A 20,979-nucleotide genomic window follows, 5' to 3' on the forward strand; every position below is an offset into this window, starting at 1 on the left:
CATGGTCAACATATCGGGCTCCATGTTCCGCGACAGCACCACGCGCGAACTGACACCGGACGAGGAAGTCCAGAAACGCGCCATATGGGACGCCATGTCCCCCCGGCGGCGCAAGTATGTGGAGCGCATCGGCTACGAGAACTGGGACCCCTTCCAGAAGCCCAACGATCCGCTGGACACGCGCCAGGACATCACCAAGCGCACCACCCAGCAGCTTGTGCGCGAATTTCTGCAGACGGCCAACAAGAAGGACTACACCAACGAATACGGTCGAGGCGCGCTTGAAACGGCCCTCGGCATCGTCAACAAGGACGAAAAGTACCGCGGCGTGTTCGATTTCTGCGTGTGGTACTACAATATTCTGATCAAGGAGGGTCACGTCGATGAAGGATAAGTACGATGACATTGACGAGTACATCGCCGACCTGCGGGCCGAAATAGAAAAAAGCGAGAACTGCGCCAACCATCACTACAACCTTGGCGTGGCCCTGCTGCACAAGCGCGACTTCGTGGCGGCTGAAGAGTCGTTCCTGAGCGCCGTGCGCAACTCGCCCCGCCTGGGCGAAGCCTATGTGCAGCTTGGCGGCATCTGCCTGCAACGCGGCGACCTGGACGGCTGCCTGCGCTACAACGAGGAAGCGGCCCAGTGCCGTGCCAAGTTCCCGGTGCCGTGGAGCAACATCGGCTTCGTGCACCTGCAACGCGGCGAGCCGGAAGAAGCCATCAAGGCCCTGAAAAAGGCCCTGAAGTGGGACCCGGACTTCATCCAGGCCATGGCCACCATGGGCGCCGCCTACTACATGCAGGGCGACTACGAGGCCTCCATCCAGATCAGCCGCGAGGCCATCAAGCGCGAACCCGGCTTTGGCCCGGCCTACAACAACCTGGCGCTGGCCCACTTCGAGCGGGGCGAATTCGCCCAGGCCATACAGTTCGCCGACCAGGCCGCTGCCTGCGGCTTCGAGGTGCGTCCGGAGTTCCTGAAGGATCTGGAAGCCCACCGCTAGCCCGAATCGGCCTTTTGCCCGCCGGATTGATTGGCCTCGTTGGCGTCATTGGCGTCATTGGCGTCATTGAGCATGGGGCGGGCAGGGGTCGCGGATCACGCAAGCAATGACGACGGGGGAGGGGCCTTGGCCCTTCCCCCTTTTTCGTGCATGCCGGATGGACATGATCGGGCACCACGAAACCCGGTGGCGGCCGGGCCGGCCCTGAGCGGAGAGGCGGGCCTTCTTTCGCGCGTTGCCGCCACGAACATATCCGGAGACACCGCATGAGTTGGGAATTCGCCGTGGGGGTGGGGGTGGTCAAGGCCACCGTGCTCTGCGTGCTGTGGTACAACAGGCGGCGCATTGCCGCGCGCCTGGCCGGGGTGGACATGCGCCGCGTGGCACGCACCGTGGCCCGCGAACTGGAGCTTGCGCCGGACGAGGCGCGGCAACTGGCCCGGCGCCTGGACGCCCACGAACGCACCATGGACGAACTGCGCCGCCACAACGCGGCCTTGCGCCAGCGCCTGCACACGGCCATCCGCGACGGGGCCATGGCCCCGGACGCGCTGGACCGGTTGTTCGCGGACAAGCGCCAGCTGGCCGAACAGGCCTACGCGCACGCGCGTGATGCCTTCGTGGAATTTCACGCCGGGCTGTCTCCGGCCCAGCGGGACCGGCTGGCCGCGCTGCTGGACCGCCACGCCGCGCACCCGCTGTTCCGCCATCCCCTGCTGCCCTGAGTACAGGCAGAAAGGACGCGGCGAACGGGCACGGGCCTTCCTTTTCCGCCATGGTCGCCCCTCGCGCAGGCGCGCGGCGTCGGCGCCCGGAACGGCGCGGCCTCGGGGGCTATTCCGCCCCTTCCGCCCGTCCGTCCAGGCTGGGGCGGGTCCACATGCAGGCCATGCGCACCTTCTTGAGCAGGGCGCGCCGGGGCAGATAGTCGTCCTCGCCCGCGCACACCGCCTCGAAGGCTCGGCGCACGGTGGCCTCGTCGTAGCGGCCGGGAAAGCGGGTTTCCAGGTCGGCGCGCACGGCCTGCCACAGGTCGTCGTCGGAAGGGTCGGGAAACACGGAAGCATCGGTGGTCATGGCAATCTGCTCGCGAGGTATGTTGGTGTCGCCGTGCGGCCCATGTTTCGGGTGACCCCGGTGACCCGGGTGATCCGGGCGATCTGGACGGTCCGGGCGGTCCGGGCGGCCACGTGGCCCGAAAGGCCGATAGCCGTGGACAGAAAGGCCGGTGGCCCCCCGGCAGCCTCAAGCTGCGGCCAGCATGGACGGCGCGGCGCGCGGGTTTCTGGATGACGAAAGGCTACGCCGGGCCGGGCAGCCGCAGCACCAGCAGCAACCGTTCCGGGTTGCGGGGCTTGTTGGCGAACTCGTGGCGGGCCACCCGCCACCGGCTCCAATCCAGCGCGGCAAGGCGACGGTCCAGCGCGGCGGCCTCGTCCTCGCCGCCGGGGTGCCCGGCATAGACGTGCAGTGAAATCAGCCCGCCCGGCGCCATCATCGGCAGCAGCGCTTCCAGCGCCGTCAGGGTGGTCTCGGGTCGGGTGGTCACGCTGCGGTCACTGCCGGGCAGAAAGCCCAGGTTGAACATGGCCGCCAAGATGCGGGGCGGCCAGACCCCATGCGACGCCAGCGCCGCCGCCAGTTCCTCGTGCCCCCGGCCATGCAGCGCCACGCGTTCCTCCAGCCCCTCTGACGCCAGCCGCTCTGCCGTGCGAGCCAGCGCCCTGGGCTGCACGTCGAAGGCGTGCACCAGTCCGCGCGCCCCCACCAGCCGGGCCAGAAACAACGTATCATGGCCGTTGCCCGCCGTGCCGTCCACGGCCACGGGCCAAGGGGCATCGCCGGGCACGGCGCAGTTCGAAGCGTGGGCCAAAACATGAGTCGGAACATGGATCGGAACATGGCCCGGTGCATGAGTCGGAGCGTAAGCCAGCGCACGAGCCAGCGCACGTGCCACCGCCTGCTGCGACAGGTCGCGCAGGGCAGGCAATCCATCACCGCCGCAGCCGCCGGACAACTCCACGAACAAAGCAGGCCGGGCGGCAGCATCGGAACCGGAACGGGTCATGTGCACCTCCGGCACCGTGGTACGCCACCCGCCCCCCAAACGACAAGCACCCAACCACACCCCACGCCCATGCGGGGTCGCACTTGTGCAGATGTGCAACATACTGCACCCGCCCTGTGCCGCCGTTTGCACCTGCGCCGCCGCGCCCCCATCAACAAAACATCCATAACACACCGTACATGCACACTAAAAATGTTTGGCACGGTCCCTGCTTTACTTGTGGCGTAATGGAACAAGGAGCCACAACAGACATGCACACTCCGGAAATTTGCCGCAACGCAGCGGCAACCCCTCCTCCCCTGGATGCCCTTATCGATGCCCTTCCCGAAGAAGACAGGGAAGCCGTCGTGGCCCTGGCGGCCCTCTGGCGGGAAGCGCAGCGCATATCCCCGGCATCCCCGTCCATCCTGGACATCCCCACCGTCAGCTTCAGCTAGCTGACCTCCTCTGCCCCCGCCGGCAAACCGGGCGAGCGGTTTCCGGCACCGGGGAGGCCCGAAAGGGCCTCCCCGGCCCCTCCTTACCCCACGCACGCTTCGGCCCGCCATCCCGCGCGGGCCAATGAACGCACGGTGCCCCCCGTGCGTTTCGTGTTTTGCGCCGCCCCCTGCGCGGGGCAACGGCCGTTGCCGCGCCGCTGCCGCCCACCGCCGCCACGGACGCGTCCACCGGCAGCGACTATCGACAGCGACTACCGACAGCGCCCACAGGCAACATCTAGCGGCAGCGTCCACGCCTGCCTGCCGCTGCCTCTGGCCCCGACGCGCATCGTGTCGTATAGTTGGGAAAGGTGTCGCTCACCGGCCCGCCGCCGCGGGCCGCAACCCCCGAGGTGGAACATGAGCAGGATACGCAGCGCCATTCTGGCGTCGCTGGCGGCGGATGCACTGTCGCTGGGGGCGCACTGGGAATACGATCAGGGGCGCATCGTGCGCCAGCTGGGCCGGGTGACCGACCTGCTGCCGCCCACCCTCAACGACTACCATTCCGGCAAGGGCGCGGGCGCCCAGTCGCACTACGGCGATCAGACCCTGCTGCTGCTCCGCTCGGTGGTGGCCAGGGGCGGCTTCGATCTGGCCGATTTCGCCACGCGGTGGCGCGGCCTGATGGAAGGCGGCTACACCGGCTACATGGACAAGGCCAGCCGCGAGGCCCTGGCCAACTTCGCCGCCGGGCGCGCGCCCGAACAGACCGGCGCCGCCACTAACGACTTTGCCGGGGCGGCCCGCATGGCCCCGCTGCTGGCGGTTCTGGGCCCAGATCCCAAAGACGAAGAAGGGCTGGTCAACGCCGCGCGCGCCCAGACCCTGATGACCCACGGCAGCCCGGTCATTGCCGACGGCGCGGAATTCATGGCCCGCGCCGCCGCGGCGCTGCTGCGCGGGGCGGACATGCGCGGCGCCTTCGAACATGCCGCCACGGCCCGCTACGCGGCCCTGCCCGCCGAAGACTGGCTGGCCTTTGCCGACATGTCGCTGGCCGAGGAAACCCCCGCCGCCATCGCCCGCTTCGGGCAGTCGTGCGGCATGCAGGGGGCCTTTCTGGGGGTGGCGCACGTGGCCCTCAAGCACGAGGCCGACCCGGAAACCGGACTCATCGACAACGTCATGGCCGGGGGCGATTCGTGCGCGCGCGGCCTTGCCATCGGCATGCTGTTCGGCGCGCGGCACGGCCTTGGCTGGATGCCCGAACGCTGGCTGGCCCCGTTGGCGGCCCGAACCGAGATTGAAACCGCGCTGGACACGCTGGGCGTGTAAAACGAACGGGGGGAAGGGGGCTTTAAAAAGCCCCCTTCCCCCCGACCCCCATCCCGCAAACTTTTCGGTTGGGGGTATCGTGATCTTCAGCGGGAGAGCATGGGTGCCGAAAAACGGCCCGCTCCGTTACCTACTGCACCGAATCGCAGTCGGGCGCGGTGCGGGTGGAGGCGTCCTTCAGCTCGTTCATGTATTCCTTGACCTTGTCCGAGCGCTTCCATTCCGCGTACAGTTCCTGCCACTTGCGCAGGTCCAGGAAATTCTTGTCCAGCTGTTCCTCGTGCGACTGCACCCAGATGTTGAACAGCTGCATCTCGAACTGGAACAGGCTGCTGTCGAAGACCTTCTCGGAGCTGCCCGCCTTCATGCGCGAACCGTCCACGTCGGACGCCACGAAGCTGCACACCGCGTCGCGCGAGGTTTCGTAGGTGATCTCCTTGTTGTTCAGCAGCTCCAGCAGCCCGAACAGGTGGGGATATTCCTCGCGAATGCGCTTTTCCGCCGCTTCCGGCACGCGGATGAACAGCTTTTCGCCTTCTTCGGTGATGAAATAGAAGCGCAGCCAGTTTTCAAACATCAGCACTTCGCTGACGGCATGGATGGCGTTGACGAATTCCGCGGACATGGACACTCCTTGGCGTGTTCACCCCTGCTCCGGGTTGCCGGGGCGGGGTTCGTGGTCTTCGATGGCCCCCAATCGCGCGGGGCCGCACGAAATCGGATCGTGGCGCGGCGCGCGGCGGGGCACCCGCACTATGGTGACGGCAAGGCCGCTCGTCAAGTCCGTTTTTTCACAAGCAGTGGGGAAGGGGCGTCACCGGACAGGATGCAGCCCGACGCAACGCGTGTCGTCGCCGCTACACGGTCGCCCGTGACGGCAGTTCCGGCGCGTGCAGGTGGCAGCGCGCATGCTGCCCCTCGGCCACAACATGCCAGCCGGGCACCTGACGGCGGCACACGTCCATGACCTGCGGGCAGCGCGGGTGAAAGGGACAGCCGGGCGGCGGGGCGATGGGGCTGGGCAGGTCGCCGGACAGGGCCGGATGTTCGGCGCGGCGGGACGGGTCGCGCACGGGCACCGAGGCCAGCAGGGCGCGGGTGTACGGATGGGCGGGCGCGGCGAACAGCACGTCGCGCGGGGCTTGCTCCACCACCTTGCCAAGGTACATCACGGCCACGTGGTCGCTCATGTGGCCCACCACGCCAAGGTCGTGCGAAATGAACAGGTAGGCAAGGCCCATGTGTTCCTGCAACTCGCGCAGCAGGTTCAGCACCTGCGCCTGCACGGATGCATCCAGCGAGGATACCGGCTCGTCGCACACCACCAGCGCCGGGTGGGTGATCAGGGCGCGGGCCACGGCCACGCGCTGGCGCTGGCCGCCGGAAAACTCGTGCGGGTAGCGGTCGGCGTGTTCCGCCCGCAGGCCCACCAGTTGCAGCATGTCCGCCACCTTGGCCCGCCGTTCCGGCCCGGGCACACCGGCCACGGCCAGCGCCTCTCCTATGGAGGCCCCCACGGTGCGGCGCGGGTTCAGCGACGAGAAGGGATCCTGAAAGACCATCTGCACCAGTTGCGCGGCCTCGGCGCGTGAAATGGCCGGGCTGGCAGGGCCAGCGGCAGTGGCGGTCGCGCCGTCGTTCCCCGTGCCCCCGTCCGTCGCAGCATTCGTGCCCGCGAACAGGCGGCCATCCAGCAGCACCTGCCCCGCGCTGGGGGGCAGCAGCCCCACCACCATGCGGGCCAGGGTGGACTTGCCGCAGCCGCTTTCGCCCACCAGCCCCAGGGTGCGCCCCCGGTCCAGGGTCAGCGATACGCCGTCCACGGCGCGCAGCACGGCGGGCGTGGGGTCGAACATGCCCCGGCGCACGGTGAAGTGGCGGCTGATGCCGCGCAGTTCCAGAAGCGGTGCTATGGCGAATCTCCTGTGCTCACGAAAGATGTCTGGCCGCCCATGGGTGGCGGGCGGGACCGAACCGTCCGGCCCCGTCGGGGCTCATGGGGAACTCATGGGGGTCCACCGGGGCCCACCGGGGCCCACCGGGTCGCATCCGGCCCCATCTGGCCCCATCCGGGCAGTAACGTCGTGGGCAGAATGGCACGGCGGGCGGTGGTGCGTCCAGACGGTTCCCACTCCGTCGCCTCCCGTTCCCGCCTGTTCCCGCCTGTTCCCGCCCGTTCCCGCCTGTTCCTGCCGACAGGCCGTGCACCCCGCTACAGCCCGTAGCGCTTCAGTTTGCGCCACAGCGAGGCGCGGTCGATGTCCAGCACCTTGGCCGCCTGCGTCCGGTTGCCGCCCGCCAGTTCCAGCACCCATTCGATGTGCGCCCGCTCGTTCTCGTCCAGGGTCATGGGGCGGCCATCGGGCGTCATGCCTTCTCCGGCCCCGCCGGGCATGCGGGCTGCCTCGTCGGCGCGCAGCACCAGCGCGGGGCCTGCCGCGCCCCCCTTGCCCCCATTCCCGCCAGCACCCCCCGCAATCCCGGCCAGCGCCCGCAGGTCGGGCGGCAGGTCCGCCGGGGTGATGACGTCACCCGCGCAGAGCACGGCGGCCCGTTCGATGATGTTGTGCAGCTCGCGCACGTTGCCCGGAAAGGGATAGCGGGCCAGCACGCCCAGCGTTTCCGGGGCGATGTGCGGGGCGGGCCTGCCCGTGTCGCGCGCGGCCTTTTCCGCGAAGTACTGGGCCAGCAGGGGCACGTCCTCCATGCGCTCGGCCAGCGGGGGCATGCGCAGCACCACCACGTTCAGGCGGTAGTACAGGTCGTACCGGAAGCGCCCCGCCGCCGCCTCCGCCGCCAGATCCTTGTTGGTGGCGGCCAGCAGGCGCACGTCCACGGGAATGTCCGCCGTGCCGCCCACCCGGCGGATGGTGCGTTCCTGCACCGCGCGCAGCAGCTTGACCTGCATGGGCAGCGACATCTCGCCCACCTCGTCGAGGAACAGGGTGCCCCCCTCCGCCGCCTCGAACAGCCCCTTGCGCTGGCGCACCGCGCCGGAAAAGGCCCCCTGCTCGTGGCCGAACAGTTCGCTTTCCAGCAGTTCCTCGTTGAAGGCCCCGCAGTTGATGGCCAGAAAGCGCGCCTCGGACCGGCGGCTGAACAGGTGCACCATGCGCGCGGCCAGTTCCTTGCCGGTGCCCGTCTCGCCCAGGATCAGCACGGTGACGTCCGACGGGGCCACCTGCGCGATGGTGCGCTTCAGCGCCTGCATGCACGGCGCGGACCCCAGCAGGGGCACGGGCAGCGACCGTTCGCGCAGCTGTTCGCGCAGGCGGGCCACCTCCTGCCTCAGGCGGCGCTTTTCCAGCGCCTTCTGCACCAGCGCCCGCGCCTCGTCCAGGTCGTAGGGCTTGGGCAGGTAGTGGTAGGCCCCGGCGTGCATGGCCTCCACCGCCGTCTTCACCGTGGGGTAGCCGGTGACCACCACCACCTCGGTGTCCGGATGGCGCATCCGCACCGCGCGCAGCAGGTCCAGCCCGTCCATGCCCTGCATCATCAGGTCGGTGAGCACCAGGTCGAAATCCGCCCCGGCCAGCAGTTCCAGCGCCTCTGCCCCGTTGGCGGCGGTGAACGTCTCGTGCCCCTGCCGCCCCAGCGCCAGGGCCAGGTTGTCGCGCGCGATGGCCTCGTCGTCCACCACCAGAATGCGCGCCGGGCCGGGAGTGGCCGGAGCGTGCGGGGTGGTCAGGGACGAGAAGGGCGAAGGGGCGCCCGCCGTCTTCGCGGCAGCCCCCGTTGTCCGTCCGGGCGTGTCGTTCATGCCGCGTCTCCCGTGGGTTCCGGCGCGCCCAGCGGCAGCCGGATGGTGAAGCACGTGCCCGCGCCGGGGGTGCTTTCCACCCCTATGGAGCCGCCATGCTTGCGGATGATGCCGAAGGCCACGGACAGCCCGAGGCCGGTGCCCTTGCCCACCTCCTTCAGCGTGAAGAAGGGGTCGAAGATGCGGCCAAGGTGCTCCGGCCCGATGCCGATGCCCGTGTCGGCCACGCGCAGCACCACCTGCCGCGCCGCCACGTCGCGCGTGGCGGTGACCGTGATGGCCCCGGCGCGGGGGCAGGCCCCGTCCGGCATTACGCCGTCCGGCCTCTTCTCGTCCGGCCCCTTCCCGTCCGGCATGCCACCTTCCGGCGCGCTTCCGTCCGCCATGCTTCCTTCCGGCGCGTTGCCGTCCCGCTCCTGCGCGGCCTGCACCGCCTGGATGGCGTTTATGAGCAGGTTCAGCAGCACTTCCTGAAACCGCTGCACGTCCAGCGGCAGCACGATGTCTCCGGGCACCTCGGCGTCGATGGCGATGCACGCGGGCACCTCGCTGGCCACCAGCGCCACGCTGCGGCCCACCACGTCGCGCAGGGCCACGGGTTTGAGCGAGAATTCCGTCTCGCGCGAAAATTCCAGCAGCCCCTTCACGATGTCGCGCGAGCGGTGCACTTCCTGATGGATGTTTTCCAGCATGCGCCCGGCCAGGGCCGGATCAAGAGCGCCAGTCCCGCCTGCGCCGCCGGAGCCGCCAGTCTGGCCGGGCCCGCCATCCGCTCCGTTGCCGCCCGTGGCGTAGCGCAACTCCTCGCGCAGTATCTGGCACGAGGTGGAGATGTTGTTCAGCGGGTTGTTCAGCTGGTGCGCGATGCCCGATGTCAGCACCCCCAGCGAGGCCAGCTTCTTTTCCTGCACCAGCTGGTTCTGGCGGTGCTCCAGTTCCACAAGCATGTGGTTGAAGGCCTCCACCACGCCGCGCGTCTCGTCGCTGGTGGCGGGCAGGGGCAGCTGTTCCAGGCTGCCCTGCACGATCTGCCGGGCCGAACGCTCAATGACCGACAGCGCCCCCAGAATGCGCCGCCCGATGAGCCACGAAAAGAACGTCGCCAGCCCCACCATGGCCCCGATGGACAGCAGCAGCTGGTGCTTCAGCGACCCCACGATGCCCAGGATGCGCTCGCGCTGGTAGGTGACGATCTGGCGGGCCTGCGCCACCAGCGCCTTGCCCTGTTCGCGCAGGTCTTCGCGCAGCGCACCCCGCTCGCGTTCGCGCAGTTGCCCGGCAAGCTGCACCTCGCCCAGGCGGCTGAAGGTGTCGCGGTAGCCGTGCAGGTCGCGGCGCAGGGCGCGCAGCCCGTCGCTGCCCCGCAGGTCGGTGCCCTGCACGCCGCCGCCACCCGGCTCGATGCGCTCGATGACATCCAGCGCCCGACCGATGAACACCAGGTTCTCGGCGTGGTCCTCTTCCATGGCGTAGAGCAGGTAGTTCTTTTCGTAGCGGCGGATTTCCAGGATGTCGCTGCTCAGGTCGTCCACCACCTCGGCCAGGGCCAGTGCGTCCTCGATCTGCAGCAGGTAGTTGTACGACAGCCCGCCCAGCAGCGAGAACCCCAGAATGGACACCGAGATGCCGAACAGCACCAGTTGCCGGATGTTGCCCGCGGCCAGGCGGCGGATCAGGAACTGCATGCGCCCCCCCGGTCATCTGCTGCCCCGGCGGGCAGCAGGGCCACGGCCAGCGCATCCTGCACCCGCGCGGCAAAGGCCACCTGCGGCAGGCCGCCGGACCCGCGCGCTGCAAATTCCGCCAGCAGGCCGCGCGCCTCCGCCTCGTTGGCGGCGGGCAGCACCACGGTGCGCGCCCCGGCCCGCGCTGCGGCCAGCAGCTTTTCACGCACCCCGCTGACCGGCAGCACCCGGCCCGACAGCGACAGTTCGCCCGAAAGGGCCACGTCGGCCCGCGCCGGACGGCCCGACAGCAGCGAGACAAGGGCCACGCAGATGGTCAGCCCGGCGGAGGGGCCATCCTTGGCGATGCCCCCGGCGGGGATGTGGATGTGGATGTCCTGCGCGGAGGTGTCGCCCTGGCCGGAGTGCCCGGACAGGCCGGACGGGCCAGACGGATCCTCTTGGCCCCCCCGGACGGGGTCCGCCTGCCCGAAGAGACCCGGCACGCCCAGGTGTGCCGCCTCGGCCCGGATGTGGCTGAGCGCGATGCGCGCCGATTCCTTCAGCACCTCGCCCAGCGAGCCGGTAAGGATGAGCTGGCCGGAACCGGCCATGCGGGCCGCCTCCACGAACACGATCTCGCCCCCCGCCTCGGACCACACCAGCCCGGTGGCCGTGCCCACGCGGGGCACGCCGTGGGCCGCGTCGTGCCGGTAGCGCGGCGGCCCCAGCAGGGCGGCGGCCACGTCATCGTCCACCAGCAGCGTGTTCGAGGGCACGGCGTCCGGCGAAGGAGTACCGGAGGCGATGCCGCCCGCCCGTTCAGCCCTTTCAACTCGTTCAGCTCGTTCAGCTCGTTCATTCGGTCCAGTCGCGCCCGTCGCTCCCGCAGGCCCTCCCGCAGGTTCTCCCGCATGCCCGCCAGCCTCCAGCCGCAACCGGGCCAGCTTGCGGCACAGCCGGGCCAGTTCCCGCTCCAGCCCGCGCACGCCCGCCTCGCTGGTGTAGTCGTTGATGATCCGCGACAGGGCTCCCGGCGTCACCTGCGGATAGGGCGCGGTCAGGCCGTGTTCGCGCAGCTGGCGGGGCAGCAGGAAGCGGGTGGCGATGTCCAGCTTGTCCGCCTCTGCGTAGCCGTGGAATTCCACCACCTCCATGCGGTCCAGCAGGGGGCCGCGCAGCCGCTCCACCCCGTTGGCCGTGGCGATGAACAGCACCTGCGAAAGGTCGAAGGGTATCTCCAGGTAGCGGTCCACGAAGCGGGCGTTCTGCTCCGGGTCCAGCACCTCCAGCAGGGCCATGGCCGGGTCGCCCTTGGCGTCCTGTCCCACCTTGTCGATCTCGTCCAGCATGAACACCGGGTTGCGCACCCCCGTGGCGCGCAGGGCCTGGATGATCCGCCCCGGCATGGCTCCCACGTAGGTGCGCCGGTGGCCGCGCAGTTCCGCCTCGTCGCGCAGGTCGGCCAGCGACATGCGGTAGAAGCGCCGCCCCAGCGCCTCGGCCAGCGCCCGCCCCACGGAGGTCTTGCCCACGCCGGGCGGCCCGGTGAAGCACAGCACCGGCGCGCGCGACGAAAGGCCCTGCGTGCGGTCGGCCAGGGCCTCGCGCACGGTGGCGCGCAGTTCCGCGATGTCGATGGGCTTGGAAAGGTACTGCACCGCGCCGGTCTTCAGGGCCTGCACGGCGGTGTCCACCGTGGCGTAGCCGGTCACCACCACGATGCGCGTGTCCGGGGCCACCCGCCGGGCCGCCTCCATGAGCTGCATGCCGTCCATGCGGTCCATCTTCAGGTCGGTGACGATGCAGTCGTAGCGGCGCCGGGCCAGCCGGGCCAGGGCTTCTTCGCCGTTGGCCGCCGTATCCACCGTGTAGCCTTCGCGGGCCAGCACGTGGGCCACGTTGTCGCGGGCGATGGGTTCATCGTCCACCACCAGCACGGCGGCGGGCTGGGTGGCGCACAACACGCGCGCCGCCAGATGCTCCAGCACCCGTTCGCGCACCTGGCCAAGGCCCGCGTGGCTGGCGTCGAACACCGCCGCCGCGCGCGCAAGGTCCAGGCTGTCGCGGGTCAGCCCGTTCCACGGCAGGTCCAGCAGGCATTCCACGTAGTTGAGGACGATGGCGTTTTCCGGCGCGGCTGCGTCGGTCTTTTCCATGCGGCCTGTTTCCGCCTCCACCACCCCGCGCACCGCATCGGGCAGGTCTGCCGCCGCGCATCGGGCGCGCAGGCCGGTGGGGTCTGCCTGAACGGGCTGGCCCGCCTGGCCAGTCTGGCCAGTCTGGCCGGACTGGCCGTCTCCCGGCCCCGCCGCGCCGGACGCGTCTGGCGGGGTATCCCCGCCCTGCCGCCGAAAGAAGATCATGCGCGCCTCCTCGCAGTCCCTCTGGGCCTGACCGGCATCACCGTTGCGGAGTGAAGCACCGTTGCATTTCGCAACGCTGTGCTTTTTTTCACGAACCCGCGCGAAACCGGCCTGTTACGCGGATTGGTAGCAGTTGGCGTTGCACTTTGCAACACCATGAGCTCGCCATCCGCAACATCTCACCTCACAATATACACAATAAAATCAGTGTCATGCCTGAAGCAGCGCGCTCTGGCACGGCGCTTGTTTATGCATGCGCACACACAAACCGCGAGGAAGCAAAATGGGAACCATCCGCGAATCGATCGAGTCGGCATTTGTCGCAGTGGCCTTTGCGGAACGGAACAGGCCGGACGAGGCCGTGTGGCAGCTGCGCGGAAGCGACGACGCCACCCGCCAGGACAACCAGGCCCGCCGCACGGAGGCGGCCCAGCCTTCCGCATCTCCCGCGTCCCCCGCACCTGGTGCGCAGTCCCGCACCGCAACCGCCGGGCAACGCCAGCGCCCGGTGCTGAGAGCCGAGTAACCATGCCTTTGTTCCATTGTTCTCGGGCGGCCCGCCTCCTTCGCGCAGCCGACCACTCACCCGCCCGCATTCTTTTCGCGGAGGCCGCCCATGCCCGGTAGATGGTTTCGCCGTACCGCCACCGGCGGTGACGCCGGGCAGGGCGACATCCGCATGCGTTCCACCACCGCCGTGCGCGTGGAGGAACGCCTGGCCGACTACGCCGAGGCCCTGGCCCTGGCCGAAGCGGGCGAACAGTTGCTGGCCGGGGCGGTGATCCGCCGGGGCGAGGCCCAGGTTCGCCGCATCCTGGTGCTGGGGCACGGCTGCGGCCTGTCCTCTCGCCTTGCGGGCTACGCCCTGAGCCTTGCCGGGCGCATGGGCAGCGGCCTGCTGTTCCTGCACGTGGGCGATGCATCGCACGACGCCTACCGCCGCGCGGCCTTTGAACGGCAGGCGCGGGCGGGGGCCCTTGAATGGGTGGAAGCGGCGCGCGCGCGGGGCATGGCGGCCCTGCACGAGGTGCGCTTTGCCCCGTCCGGAAGGCCGGACCAAGCAGTGGAAGAAGCGGCGCGGGCCCATGGCCGCGTCGAGTTGATCCTGAGCGAACCGGAAGAGAGCGAACTGATGCGGGGCCGCACCGGCCTTGCACTGTTCACGGTGGAATGAGGGCGACCGCCCTCGACAACCCCCGCCAACGGGGACAACGGGCCGTCACGCAGGCGGCGCCACCACGGGAGTCAGCAATGGCAACGCAATCAGCACGCAAGCCCTGGGGCAAGACCATCATCTTCGGCATTCTGTCCGCCGCCCTGTACGCAGGGGTATTCGCCTTCGCGGACACCATAGCCGCCCATTTCGCCCAGGGCTCGTACTGGGCCGCCGGGCCCATCGCCACGGTGTTCCTGTTCTCGTACGTGCACGGTGAATTCACCGGCAACCTGTGGAGCGTGCTGGGCATAGAGGCCACCCGCAAGACAGCCCGCAAGACGGAAACGACCACGGCCACTGTCGGCCAGCCCGCCACCGTCCGCCCGGCCGCGCGCCGCGCCACGCTGAACGCCTAGCGGCGCCCCTCAGGAGACGCATCATGGATATCCTTGCACTGGACCCCACAAAGTTCATCGACCTTACCGCATCGGGCATCTGTTTCCTGTTCCTCGTCGGCTTCATCGGCGGGCTGGTCAGCGGGTTCATCGGCTCTGGCGGAGCCTTCGTGCTGACCCCCGGCATGATGAGCCTTGGCGTGCCCGGCACCGTGGCCGTGGCCAGCAACATGTGCCACAAGTTTCCCAAGGCTCTGGTGGGGGCCATCAAGCGCTTCCGCTACGGACAGGTGGACGTGAAGCTGGGGCTGGTCATGGCCGCGTCCGCCGCCGTGGGCGTGCAGCTGGGCATCCGCATCCAGCAGGTCATTCTGGAAAAGTGGGGGCAGGTCGGGTCGGACCTGTACGTCAGCCTGTCCTTCGTGGCGGTGCTGGTGCTGGTGGGTGGCTACGTCATGCGCGACGCCCTGCGCTGCGCCCGGTGCGGCGGCGTGGAAACCACCGCGCCCCTGGCCCTGCGCCTGCAATCCATCGAACTGCCTCCCATGATCACCTTCCGCCGCTCGGGCATCCGCATTTCGCTGTGGTTCACCCTGCCCGTGGGCTTCGCCACCGGCATGCTGGCCGCCACCATCGCCGTGGGCGGGTTCATCGGCGTGCCCGGCATGATCTACGTCATGGGCGTGCCGGGGCTGATGGCATCGGCCACCGAACTGGTCATCGCCTTCGTCATGGGCCTTGGCGGGTCCATCAACTGGGCCATGCACGGCATGGTGGACATCCGCCTGGTGCTGATCATCCTCGGCGGATCGCTGCTGGGCGTGCAGCTGGGGGCCATCGGCACCACCTACGTGCGCGAGCACATGATCAAGATGGTCATGGCCGTGATCATGCTCATCGTGGCCGTGAGCCGTGGCATTGCCCTGCCGCGCTACCTGGTGAAGCTGGGATTTATGGACATGTCGCCCGAAATGCTCGACGTGCTGGGCAAGATCAGCTTCGCGTCCATGTGCCTGGCCCTGCTGACGGGCGCGGTGATCATTCTCGGCAGCATGTGGAAGGGCCGCGCGGCCGCGCGGGAGGAGGCGCATGGGCAGGCTTGAGCGTCTGCTGGTGCCCGTCACCGGCGATGAACATTCCCTGTACGCGCTGGACCAGATCCTGGAGTTCGCCGCCACCCGCAAGTGCCGGGTGGCGGTACTCTCGGTGGTGCCGCCCTACACCGGCGACCTTGGCTCCAGCGCCCTGGCGGACCTGAAGCGCCTGCTGCGCCAGCCCAGCGAACTGGCCCTGGCCCGCGCGCTGGAAATGGCCAACGCGCGCGGCATGGACATCGACTGCCTGTGCGAGGAAGGCGAGCCCTTCGAGGTCATCGTGGACACGGCCCGCAGGCTGAAGGCCGACCTTGTCGCCATGGGCGTGGCCGACCGTTCGGCCCTGGGGCGGCTGGTGCGCGGCAACGTGCCGCTGCGCACCATCGGCCACAGCGACCGCGACGTGCTGCTGGTGCCGCAGGGCGCGGTGCTGGGCTTCCGGTCCATCCTGCTGGCCACGGACGGTTCGCGCTACTGCACCTATGCCGCCGTCACCGCGCTGCAACTGGCGCGCGAGCACGACGCCGACCTGCACGTGCTGTACGTGGCCGACCTGGCCTTTCCCGATTCCGCGGAAGGGCAACTGGCGGCGGACATGGAAGTGGAGCACGGCAGGGCCGTGGTGGAGGCCATTGCGGCGCGGGCCGCGCAGGAAGGGGTGCGGGCGCGCGGCCACGTGGCGCAGGGAGAGGCGGCGGAGCGCATTCTGGCCACGGCAAGGCGGCTGGGCGCGGAGTGCCTGTTCATCGCCTCGCACGGCAAGGGGGGGCTGGCCCGACTGCTGCTGGGCAGCGTGGCCGAAGAGGTGGTGGCCAGCGCGCACATCCCGGTCTATGTGGCCGTGCGGGACAGGTTGCGACGGTAACAACCGCACGGCATGTTGCGATAATCTGGACCAGTCCACGCCCTGCCAACTGCAAAAGGCAGGGTAAAAGGGCCGCGCAGCCGGGCATGACACGTCCGGCTACGCGGCCCTTGTGCGTGCGGAAAGGAAGAACGAAGGGAAGGGAGACGGTGCGGCTAGCCGGACGCCCGCGCCGTTTCCGGCTGGGCGTCCGCAACCGGCGCGTCCTGCTCGCATGAAGCAGCCGGTGCGTATGACGCGGAGTCTGGCGCGGCGTCTGGCGCCTGCGCCGAACCTTGCTCCGAACCCTGTTCCGGGCTTTCGGCGGGCATGCCCACCAACTGGTCACGGCGCAGCAGGGCCGGGAACAGGCGCATCCACAACAGGGCCACCACGATGGTGCCCACCCCGCCCAGCACCACCGAACCCGTGGCGCCGAACCACGCGGCGGTGACCCCGGATTCGAATTCGCCAAGCTGATTGGAGGTGCCGATGAACACGGAGTTCACCGCGCCGACCCGGCCGCGCATCTCGTCCGGCGTTTCCAGCTGCACCAGCGTCTGGCGCACCACCACGCTGATCATGTCGCACGCCCCCAGCGCGGCCAGCGCGGCCATGGACAGGGGGAAGCTGCGCGACAGCCCGAAGGTGATGGTGGCCACGCCAAAGCCCACCACCCCGGCAAACAGCCGTCGTCCCACCCGCCGCCGCATGGGCACGCGGGCCAGGTACACCGACATGCACAGCGCGCCCACCGCCGGGGACGCGCGCAGCAGGCCAAGGCCCCACGGCCCGGTGTGCAGGATGTCGCTGGCGTAGATGGGCAGAAGGGCCGTGGCCCCGCCCAGCAGCACGGAAAAGAGATCCAGGCTGATGGCCCCCAGGATGACCGGGTTGCGCCGCACGTAGTCGACGCCCCCGAACAGCGAACGCAGGGTCATGGGTTCGCGCCTGGCCGCCGTGTCCGGGCGGCGCACCAGCAGAATGGCCACGCAGGCAATCAGGAACGCCGCGCCGCACACCCCGTAGCCCACCTGCGCCCCGGCGGCGCACAGAAAGCCCCCCAGCGCGGGCCCGGCGATGATGGACGCCTGGCGCAGCCCCGCGCCAAAGGCCAGCACGCGCGGCAGCACCACCACCGGCACCAGGCCGGGCAGCAGGGCGTTCATGGCGGGCTGTTCGAAGGCGCGGGCCGCGCCGGTCAGAAAGGCCCCGGCGAACACCCCGGCGGGGGTCAGATTGCCCGTGGCGCTGCCCACGGCCAGTGCCACGGCCATCAGCCCTTCGGCCAGTTGGCAGCAGAAGGCGATGCGCCGCCGGTCGAAGCGGTCGGCCACGCCGCCCACCACCAGGGTGAGCAGCAATTGCGGGGTGAACTGGGCCAGCCCCACCAGGCCGAGGTGCATGGCGCTGCCGGTCATGGCGTAGATCTGCCAGCCGATGACCACGGCCAGCATGTTGTAGGCCAGGTACGAGCCACACTGGCTGATCCAGAAGCGCGGCAGCGAGGGGATATGCGTTATCTCGCGGAACGAATTGCCGCCCTGCGGGCCGGACGATGAAGACGGGCCGGGCGATGAAGACGGGGCGGACGATGACGTGGCGGAGGGAGTCTGGGACGGCGATGCGGAGGTGGGTGTGGGCATGGGAAAACCCGGAAGTGGCGGAGTGTGTCGAAGCCGGGCATGAAGGCCATGCCGTGGGAAAGGGCCACCGAGGAGAAGGGCTGTCATGGCCTGTCATGGCCTGTCATGGCCTGTTCGGCCTGTCCGGCCTGTCCGATTTGACGCGAGCAGACGGGGCACCGGTCACCGCCGTTTCATTGAGCGGGCGGTGAGTTCGGTATACGCCTCTGCCCGGTCATGGCAAGCGGGTCTGGGGGCCCTTGGGCGGCAGGGCTTCCGAAACGGAAACACCGGGCAATGCCCGGTGAGGATGTGCGGTCGACCAACACAGGCGGGCGACCACTGGCGCAGGAGCGGGGAACGGCTAGACGCTGGCGTGCAGCAGCAGGCCGGGGGCGAGGGGACTTGCGGATTCCGCCGCCGCGCCGGTGGGACCATACCCGGCGGCAAGCCCGCCCGTGCGGCTTCCGGCCTGACCGGTAAAGCCCGAGAGCCCGGAGAGAGAGGACAGCGCGCCGGACAGCAGGCTGGTCATGGAGTCTGCGGTGGTGCCTGATGCGGTACCCGAAGCGCCACCGGGGGCGACACCGTTTTCCGTGGCGTCCTCCACGCCCATCTTGCGCAGCATGTCCAGCAGCGACTTCATGGCATCGGCCCCGCCGTCGCCATCTCCATCCGCCGCCTGCTGCACCAGCGTGGCCTTGGCGGTCTCGGCCCCCTGCACCGCGTCGTCGGCAAGGTTGCCCGCGCCCGCCACCATGAACCGCTCGGAAAGGCCGTTGTCGAAGTAGTCGTTGAGCGCGTTGTTGAGCCCGCCGCCATTGAGCTGGGCCATGAACGCATCGCCCGATGCCGTGCCGAACTGGCGGTCCACGAAGCGCAGGGCGTTCAGCAGCCCCTCGCCCAAGGAGTCCTCGGTCACCGGGCCATCGCCGACGCTCTTGTACACGATGCCCATGACGGCGGTGGCCGCAGCATCGCCGAACTTGTCGGCCACCCAGCGCACGCTGCCGGACAGCGCGCCGGAAAGGGCATCGCGCTCGGCGTCGGTCGGTGCCGTGGACGCGGCGCCCGTGGTGACGTCGGTGTTCGTGTCTGCGGTGTCCGCAGTGGCGGCAGCGGCGGGCACCACCGATGTCCGGCGCACGATGTCCGCGCCGAACACGTCGGCGGTCTTGTCCGGCGAAAGGCCCGAAGCCCGCGCACCCGCTCCGGTGCCCGACCCGACAGACGTGCCCAGCAGCGCGCCCAGCCCTTCCCCGTACGGAGAAAGGCCGTTCTGCGCGCGCAGCGCACCAAGGGTCATATTCAGGCTCATGCGGTGCTCCCGGGGGCGTGGCATACCCCGCTGGCAGTCTTTTCGGCAGCACCGGGCAGGGTATTAGGGGGTGGCCGGAAAATTTCCGGCGGGCGACGCAGGAATCAATGCATGTCTTTTTTCCGCGACACGCGTGGTGATATCCATCTTCTTCGCCATGCGAACTCCGAAGGCGCATGCACCTGCCCGCCATGCCGTCTCCTGTCCGTGCGGGTCCGCACCTCCGGCACCGCCCTCGGCAGGCAGCCCAGCACCCGAAAAGCCCCGCAACACCGCGCCCCGCCTGCATCCCCATGCTGTTTTACAATGATGTCAAGCAGGGGGCTTTTCATTGACCCCCCTTGCGTATCTGCTATGGCTAGCATTGCCCCGACCTGTTTCCTGCCGGAACTTCGTCCGGCTTCACACGCGCCACCCGACGCGGCACTTACAGACACACCACGGCCTTGCGGGGCCGGCCGGGCCGCGACCCGGGCGCGAAGCACCAATTGCAGGAGGTGCACATGGACTTTCCCGTATTCAATTGCAAGAACGGCGATGATGTCATCAGGGCGGTCAAGGAATACAACGTCAGCTTCATCCAGTTCTGGTTCGTGGACATCCTGGGCAACCTGAAAAGCTTCCAGGTGACCCCCAGCGAGCTCGAATCCGCCTTCGAGGAAGGCATGGGCTTCGACGGCTCGTCCATCCTGGGCTTCACCCGCATCGAGGAAAGCGACATGGTGGCCTTCCCCGACGCCACCACCTTCCAGATCTGCGCCTGGCGGCCCATGGAGCGCCCGGTGGCGCGCATGTTCTGCGACGTGCGCAACCCCGACGGCACCCCCTACGAGGGCGACCCCCGCTACATCCTGCGCAAGCTGACCGAAAAGGCCGCGCAAAAGGGCTATACCTACTACGTGGGCCCGGAACTGGAGTTCTTCCTGTTCGCCAGTTCGCAGTGCCCGCAGCCCATCGACGCGGGCGGCTACTTCGACGCACCCCCGCTGGACCTGGGCAACGACGTGCGGCGCGACATCATCTTCGCGTTGCAGCGCATGGGCATTCCCGTGGAGTATTCGCACCACGAGGTGGCCCCCTCGCAGCACGAGATCGACCTGCGCTACAACGAGGCCATGAAGATGGCCGACGTGGTCATGACCTACAAGGTCGTGGTCAAGGAAATGGCCCGCAAGCACGGGGTGTACGCCACCTTCATGCCCAAGCCCATCTTCGGCCAGAACGGCAGCGGCATGCACGTGCACCAGTCGCTGTTCCGCAACGGGCGCAACGCCTTCTTCGACCCCAACGACCCGCACCACCTTTCGGGCGAATGCCGCTCGTACATCGCGGGCCTGCTGAAGCACGCGCGCGAGTTCTGCTGCGTCACCAACCAGTGGATCAACTCGTACAAGCGCCTGGTGCCCGGCTACGAGGCCCCGGTGTACCTGGCCTGGGCGCAGCGCAACCGTTCGGCCCTCATCCGCGTGCCCATGTACAAGCCCGGCAAGGAAGCGGCCACCCGCATCGAACTGCGCAGCCCCGACCCGGCCTGCAACCCCTACCTGGCCTTCTCGGTGATGCTGGCCGCCGGGCTGGAAGGCATCGAAAAGAGCTACGAACTGCCCAAGGCCGTGGAAGCCAACATCTTCCACATGGGCGAGGAAGACCTGACCAAGCACGGCATCGGATCCCTGCCCGGCTCGCTGTACGAGGCGGCCATGGAACTGAAGGGCAGCGCCCTGATGCAGGAAGTGCTGGGCGAACACACCCACGCCAACCTGGTGGGCAACAAGCTCATCGAGTGGGACGCCTACCGCACCCACGTCTCCGAGTTCGAATTGCAGCGCTACCTGCCCGTGCTGTAGGCACGCTCCAGATACGCACCGAAACGCAAGGCGTCGCAACCAGCTGGTTGCGACGCCTTTTTACTTGTAACACCCGAA

At 68.9% G+C, this 20,979-nt stretch carries 20 protein-coding genes; 11 read left to right on the top strand and 9 right to left on the bottom strand.

The window, feature by feature from the left end; all coding sequences use genetic code 11:
• Position 1: 1 nt before the first annotated feature.
• The 3 genes from K6142_RS14665 (at position 2) to K6142_RS14675 (ending at position 1,732) form a co-directional block, all read left to right on the top strand.
• On the top strand, positions 2-394 hold the full coding sequence (locus tag K6142_RS14665; protein WP_007525518.1) for a hypothetical protein: 393 nt from the start codon (positions 2-4) through the stop codon (positions 392-394).
• Positions 384-1,007 (top strand): tetratricopeptide repeat protein, encoded by a 624-nt coding sequence (locus K6142_RS14670; RefSeq protein WP_190245763.1) that lies wholly within the window; start codon positions 384-386, stop codon positions 1,005-1,007. Before K6142_RS14665 ends, K6142_RS14670 begins: the two co-directional genes overlap by 11 nt.
• A gap of 266 nt (positions 1,008-1,273) precedes the next feature.
• Positions 1,274-1,732 carry a periplasmic heavy metal sensor gene (locus tag K6142_RS14675; protein ID WP_190245764.1) on the top strand — a complete coding sequence of 153 codons (459 nt, stop codon included), beginning with the start codon at positions 1,274-1,276 and terminating at the stop codon, positions 1,730-1,732.
• A 109-nt stretch (positions 1,733-1,841) separates the two neighbouring features.
• On the opposite strand, the gene K6142_RS14680 is transcribed toward K6142_RS14675, so the two are convergent.
• Both K6142_RS14680 and K6142_RS14685 read right to left on the bottom strand, forming a co-directional pair.
• On the bottom strand, positions 1,842-2,084 hold the full coding sequence (locus K6142_RS14680) for a hypothetical protein (RefSeq protein ID WP_012613229.1): 243 nt from the start codon (positions 2,082-2,084) through the stop codon (positions 1,842-1,844).
• A 223-nt stretch (positions 2,085-2,307) separates the two neighbouring features.
• Positions 2,308-2,880, bottom strand: coding sequence for a tRNA (mnm(5)s(2)U34)-methyltransferase (locus tag K6142_RS14685; protein ID WP_223380920.1), 573 nt, complete (start codon positions 2,878-2,880; stop codon positions 2,308-2,310).
• Between the two features lie 446 nt (positions 2,881-3,326).
• Between K6142_RS14685 and K6142_RS14690 the strand changes: the two genes are divergently transcribed.
• Positions 3,327-3,512, top strand: coding sequence for a hypothetical protein (locus K6142_RS14690; protein ID WP_012613227.1), 186 nt, complete (start codon positions 3,327-3,329; stop codon positions 3,510-3,512).
• A 402-nt stretch (positions 3,513-3,914) separates the two neighbouring features.
• Positions 3,915-4,832 carry an ADP-ribosylglycohydrolase family protein gene (locus tag K6142_RS14695; RefSeq protein ID WP_190245766.1) on the top strand — a complete coding sequence of 306 codons (918 nt, stop codon included), beginning with the start codon at positions 3,915-3,917 and terminating at the stop codon, positions 4,830-4,832.
• A 130-nt stretch (positions 4,833-4,962) separates the two neighbouring features.
• On the opposite strand, the gene K6142_RS14700 is transcribed toward K6142_RS14695, so the two are convergent.
• From K6142_RS14700 to K6142_RS14720, 5 genes are all read right to left on the bottom strand, one after another.
• The gene (locus tag K6142_RS14700) at positions 4,963-5,457 is read right to left on the bottom strand and encodes a hypothetical protein (RefSeq protein ID WP_190245767.1); all 495 of its coding nucleotides are present in this window, start codon (positions 5,455-5,457) and stop codon (positions 4,963-4,965) included.
• Positions 5,458-5,689: 232 nt separating this feature from the next.
• Entirely contained in the window at positions 5,690-6,688 is a 999-nt protein-coding gene (locus K6142_RS14705; protein WP_223290448.1) for an ABC transporter ATP-binding protein, read from the bottom strand.
• A gap of 356 nt (positions 6,689-7,044) precedes the next feature.
• Positions 7,045-8,592, bottom strand: coding sequence for a sigma-54-dependent transcriptional regulator (locus K6142_RS14710; RefSeq protein ID WP_223290449.1), 1,548 nt, complete (start codon positions 8,590-8,592; stop codon positions 7,045-7,047).
• Positions 8,589-10,277 carry a sensor histidine kinase gene (locus K6142_RS14715; protein WP_190245768.1) on the bottom strand — a complete coding sequence of 563 codons (1,689 nt, stop codon included), beginning with the start codon at positions 10,275-10,277 and terminating at the stop codon, positions 8,589-8,591. Before K6142_RS14715 ends, K6142_RS14710 begins: the two co-directional genes overlap by 4 nt.
• Positions 10,265-12,622: a S16 family serine protease gene (locus K6142_RS14720; protein WP_223380921.1), complete on the bottom strand. Its 2,358-nt coding sequence runs from the start codon at positions 12,620-12,622 to the stop codon at positions 10,265-10,267. The genes K6142_RS14715 and K6142_RS14720 overlap by 13 nt, the downstream gene beginning before the upstream one ends.
• Before the next feature lie 283 nt (positions 12,623-12,905).
• Between K6142_RS14720 and K6142_RS14725 the strand changes: the two genes are divergently transcribed.
• The 5 genes from K6142_RS14725 to K6142_RS14745 all read left to right on the top strand — a co-directional run bounded on the left by K6142_RS14725 (position 12,906) and on the right by K6142_RS14745 (position 16,132).
• Entirely contained in the window at positions 12,906-13,148 is a 243-nt protein-coding gene (locus K6142_RS14725; protein ID WP_190244113.1) for a hypothetical protein, read from the top strand.
• 90 nt (positions 13,149-13,238) lie between these two features.
• On the top strand, positions 13,239-13,796 hold the full coding sequence (locus K6142_RS14730) for a hypothetical protein (RefSeq protein WP_190244112.1): 558 nt from the start codon (positions 13,239-13,241) through the stop codon (positions 13,794-13,796).
• 77 nt (positions 13,797-13,873) lie between these two features.
• Positions 13,874-14,194, top strand: a complete 321-nt coding sequence (locus tag K6142_RS14735; RefSeq protein ID WP_012613218.1) for a hypothetical protein — start codon at positions 13,874-13,876, stop codon at positions 14,192-14,194.
• A gap of 23 nt (positions 14,195-14,217) precedes the next feature.
• Positions 14,218-15,276 carry a sulfite exporter TauE/SafE family protein gene (locus K6142_RS14740; RefSeq protein WP_190244111.1) on the top strand — a complete coding sequence of 353 codons (1,059 nt, stop codon included), beginning with the start codon at positions 14,218-14,220 and terminating at the stop codon, positions 15,274-15,276.
• A complete protein-coding gene (locus K6142_RS14745) occupies positions 15,263-16,132 on the top strand; it encodes a universal stress protein (RefSeq protein ID WP_190244110.1) in 870 nt (289 codons plus the stop codon). The genes K6142_RS14740 and K6142_RS14745 overlap by 14 nt, the downstream gene beginning before the upstream one ends.
• Before the next feature lie 155 nt (positions 16,133-16,287).
• Here the strand turns inward: K6142_RS14745 and K6142_RS14750 are convergent, their stop codons facing one another.
• A complete protein-coding gene (locus K6142_RS14750) occupies positions 16,288-17,757 on the bottom strand; it encodes an MFS transporter (protein WP_190244109.1) in 1,470 nt (489 codons plus the stop codon).
• Positions 17,758-18,100: 343 nt separating this feature from the next.
• Positions 18,101-19,054, bottom strand: coding sequence for a hypothetical protein (locus K6142_RS14755; RefSeq protein ID WP_190244108.1), 954 nt, complete (start codon positions 19,052-19,054; stop codon positions 18,101-18,103).
• A gap of 503 nt (positions 19,055-19,557) precedes the next feature.
• Here K6142_RS14755 and K6142_RS14760 point away from each other — a divergent pair.
• Entirely contained in the window at positions 19,558-20,901 is a 1,344-nt protein-coding gene (locus tag K6142_RS14760) for a glutamine synthetase family protein (protein ID WP_012613213.1), read from the top strand.
• Positions 20,902-20,979: the final 78 nt, after the last annotated feature.

This window comes from Nitratidesulfovibrio sp. SRB-5 (genome assembly GCF_019931275.1).
Classification (GTDB): domain Bacteria; phylum Desulfobacterota; class Desulfovibrionia; order Desulfovibrionales; family Desulfovibrionaceae; genus Cupidesulfovibrio.

Coding starts and splice junctions, on each gene's coding strand:
- K6142_RS14665 (WP_007525518.1), top strand. CDS start 2: ATGGTCAACATATCGGGCTCCATGTTCCGCGACAGCACCACGCGCGAA.
- K6142_RS14670 (WP_190245763.1), top strand. CDS start 384: ATGAAGGATAAGTACGATGACATTGACGAGTACATCGCCGACCTGCGG.
- K6142_RS14675 (WP_190245764.1), top strand. CDS start 1,274: ATGAGTTGGGAATTCGCCGTGGGGGTGGGGGTGGTCAAGGCCACCGTG.
- K6142_RS14680 (WP_012613229.1), bottom strand. CDS start 2,084: ATGACCACCGATGCTTCCGTGTTTCCCGACCCTTCCGACGACGACCTG.
- K6142_RS14690 (WP_012613227.1), top strand. CDS start 3,327: ATGCACACTCCGGAAATTTGCCGCAACGCAGCGGCAACCCCTCCTCCC.
- K6142_RS14695 (WP_190245766.1), top strand. CDS start 3,915: ATGAGCAGGATACGCAGCGCCATTCTGGCGTCGCTGGCGGCGGATGCA.
- K6142_RS14700 (WP_190245767.1), bottom strand. CDS start 5,457: ATGTCCGCGGAATTCGTCAACGCCATCCATGCCGTCAGCGAAGTGCTG.
- K6142_RS14705 (WP_223290448.1), bottom strand. CDS start 6,688: ATGTTCGACCCCACGCCCGCCGTGCTGCGCGCCGTGGACGGCGTATCG.
- K6142_RS14710 (WP_223290449.1), bottom strand. CDS start 8,592: ATGAACGACACGCCCGGACGGACAACGGGGGCTGCCGCGAAGACGGCG.
- K6142_RS14715 (WP_190245768.1), bottom strand. CDS start 10,277: ATGCAGTTCCTGATCCGCCGCCTGGCCGCGGGCAACATCCGGCAACTG.
- K6142_RS14720 (WP_223380921.1), bottom strand. CDS start 12,622: ATGATCTTCTTTCGGCGGCAGGGCGGGGATACCCCGCCAGACGCGTCC.
- K6142_RS14725 (WP_190244113.1), top strand. CDS start 12,906: ATGGGAACCATCCGCGAATCGATCGAGTCGGCATTTGTCGCAGTGGCC.
- K6142_RS14730 (WP_190244112.1), top strand. CDS start 13,239: ATGCCCGGTAGATGGTTTCGCCGTACCGCCACCGGCGGTGACGCCGGG.
- K6142_RS14735 (WP_012613218.1), top strand. CDS start 13,874: ATGGCAACGCAATCAGCACGCAAGCCCTGGGGCAAGACCATCATCTTC.
- K6142_RS14740 (WP_190244111.1), top strand. CDS start 14,218: ATGGATATCCTTGCACTGGACCCCACAAAGTTCATCGACCTTACCGCA.
- K6142_RS14745 (WP_190244110.1), top strand. CDS start 15,263: ATGGGCAGGCTTGAGCGTCTGCTGGTGCCCGTCACCGGCGATGAACAT.
- K6142_RS14750 (WP_190244109.1), bottom strand. CDS start 17,757: ATGCCCACACCCACCTCCGCATCGCCGTCCCAGACTCCCTCCGCCACG.
- K6142_RS14755 (WP_190244108.1), bottom strand. CDS start 19,054: ATGAGCCTGAATATGACCCTTGGTGCGCTGCGCGCGCAGAACGGCCTT.
- K6142_RS14760 (WP_012613213.1), top strand. CDS start 19,558: ATGGACTTTCCCGTATTCAATTGCAAGAACGGCGATGATGTCATCAGG.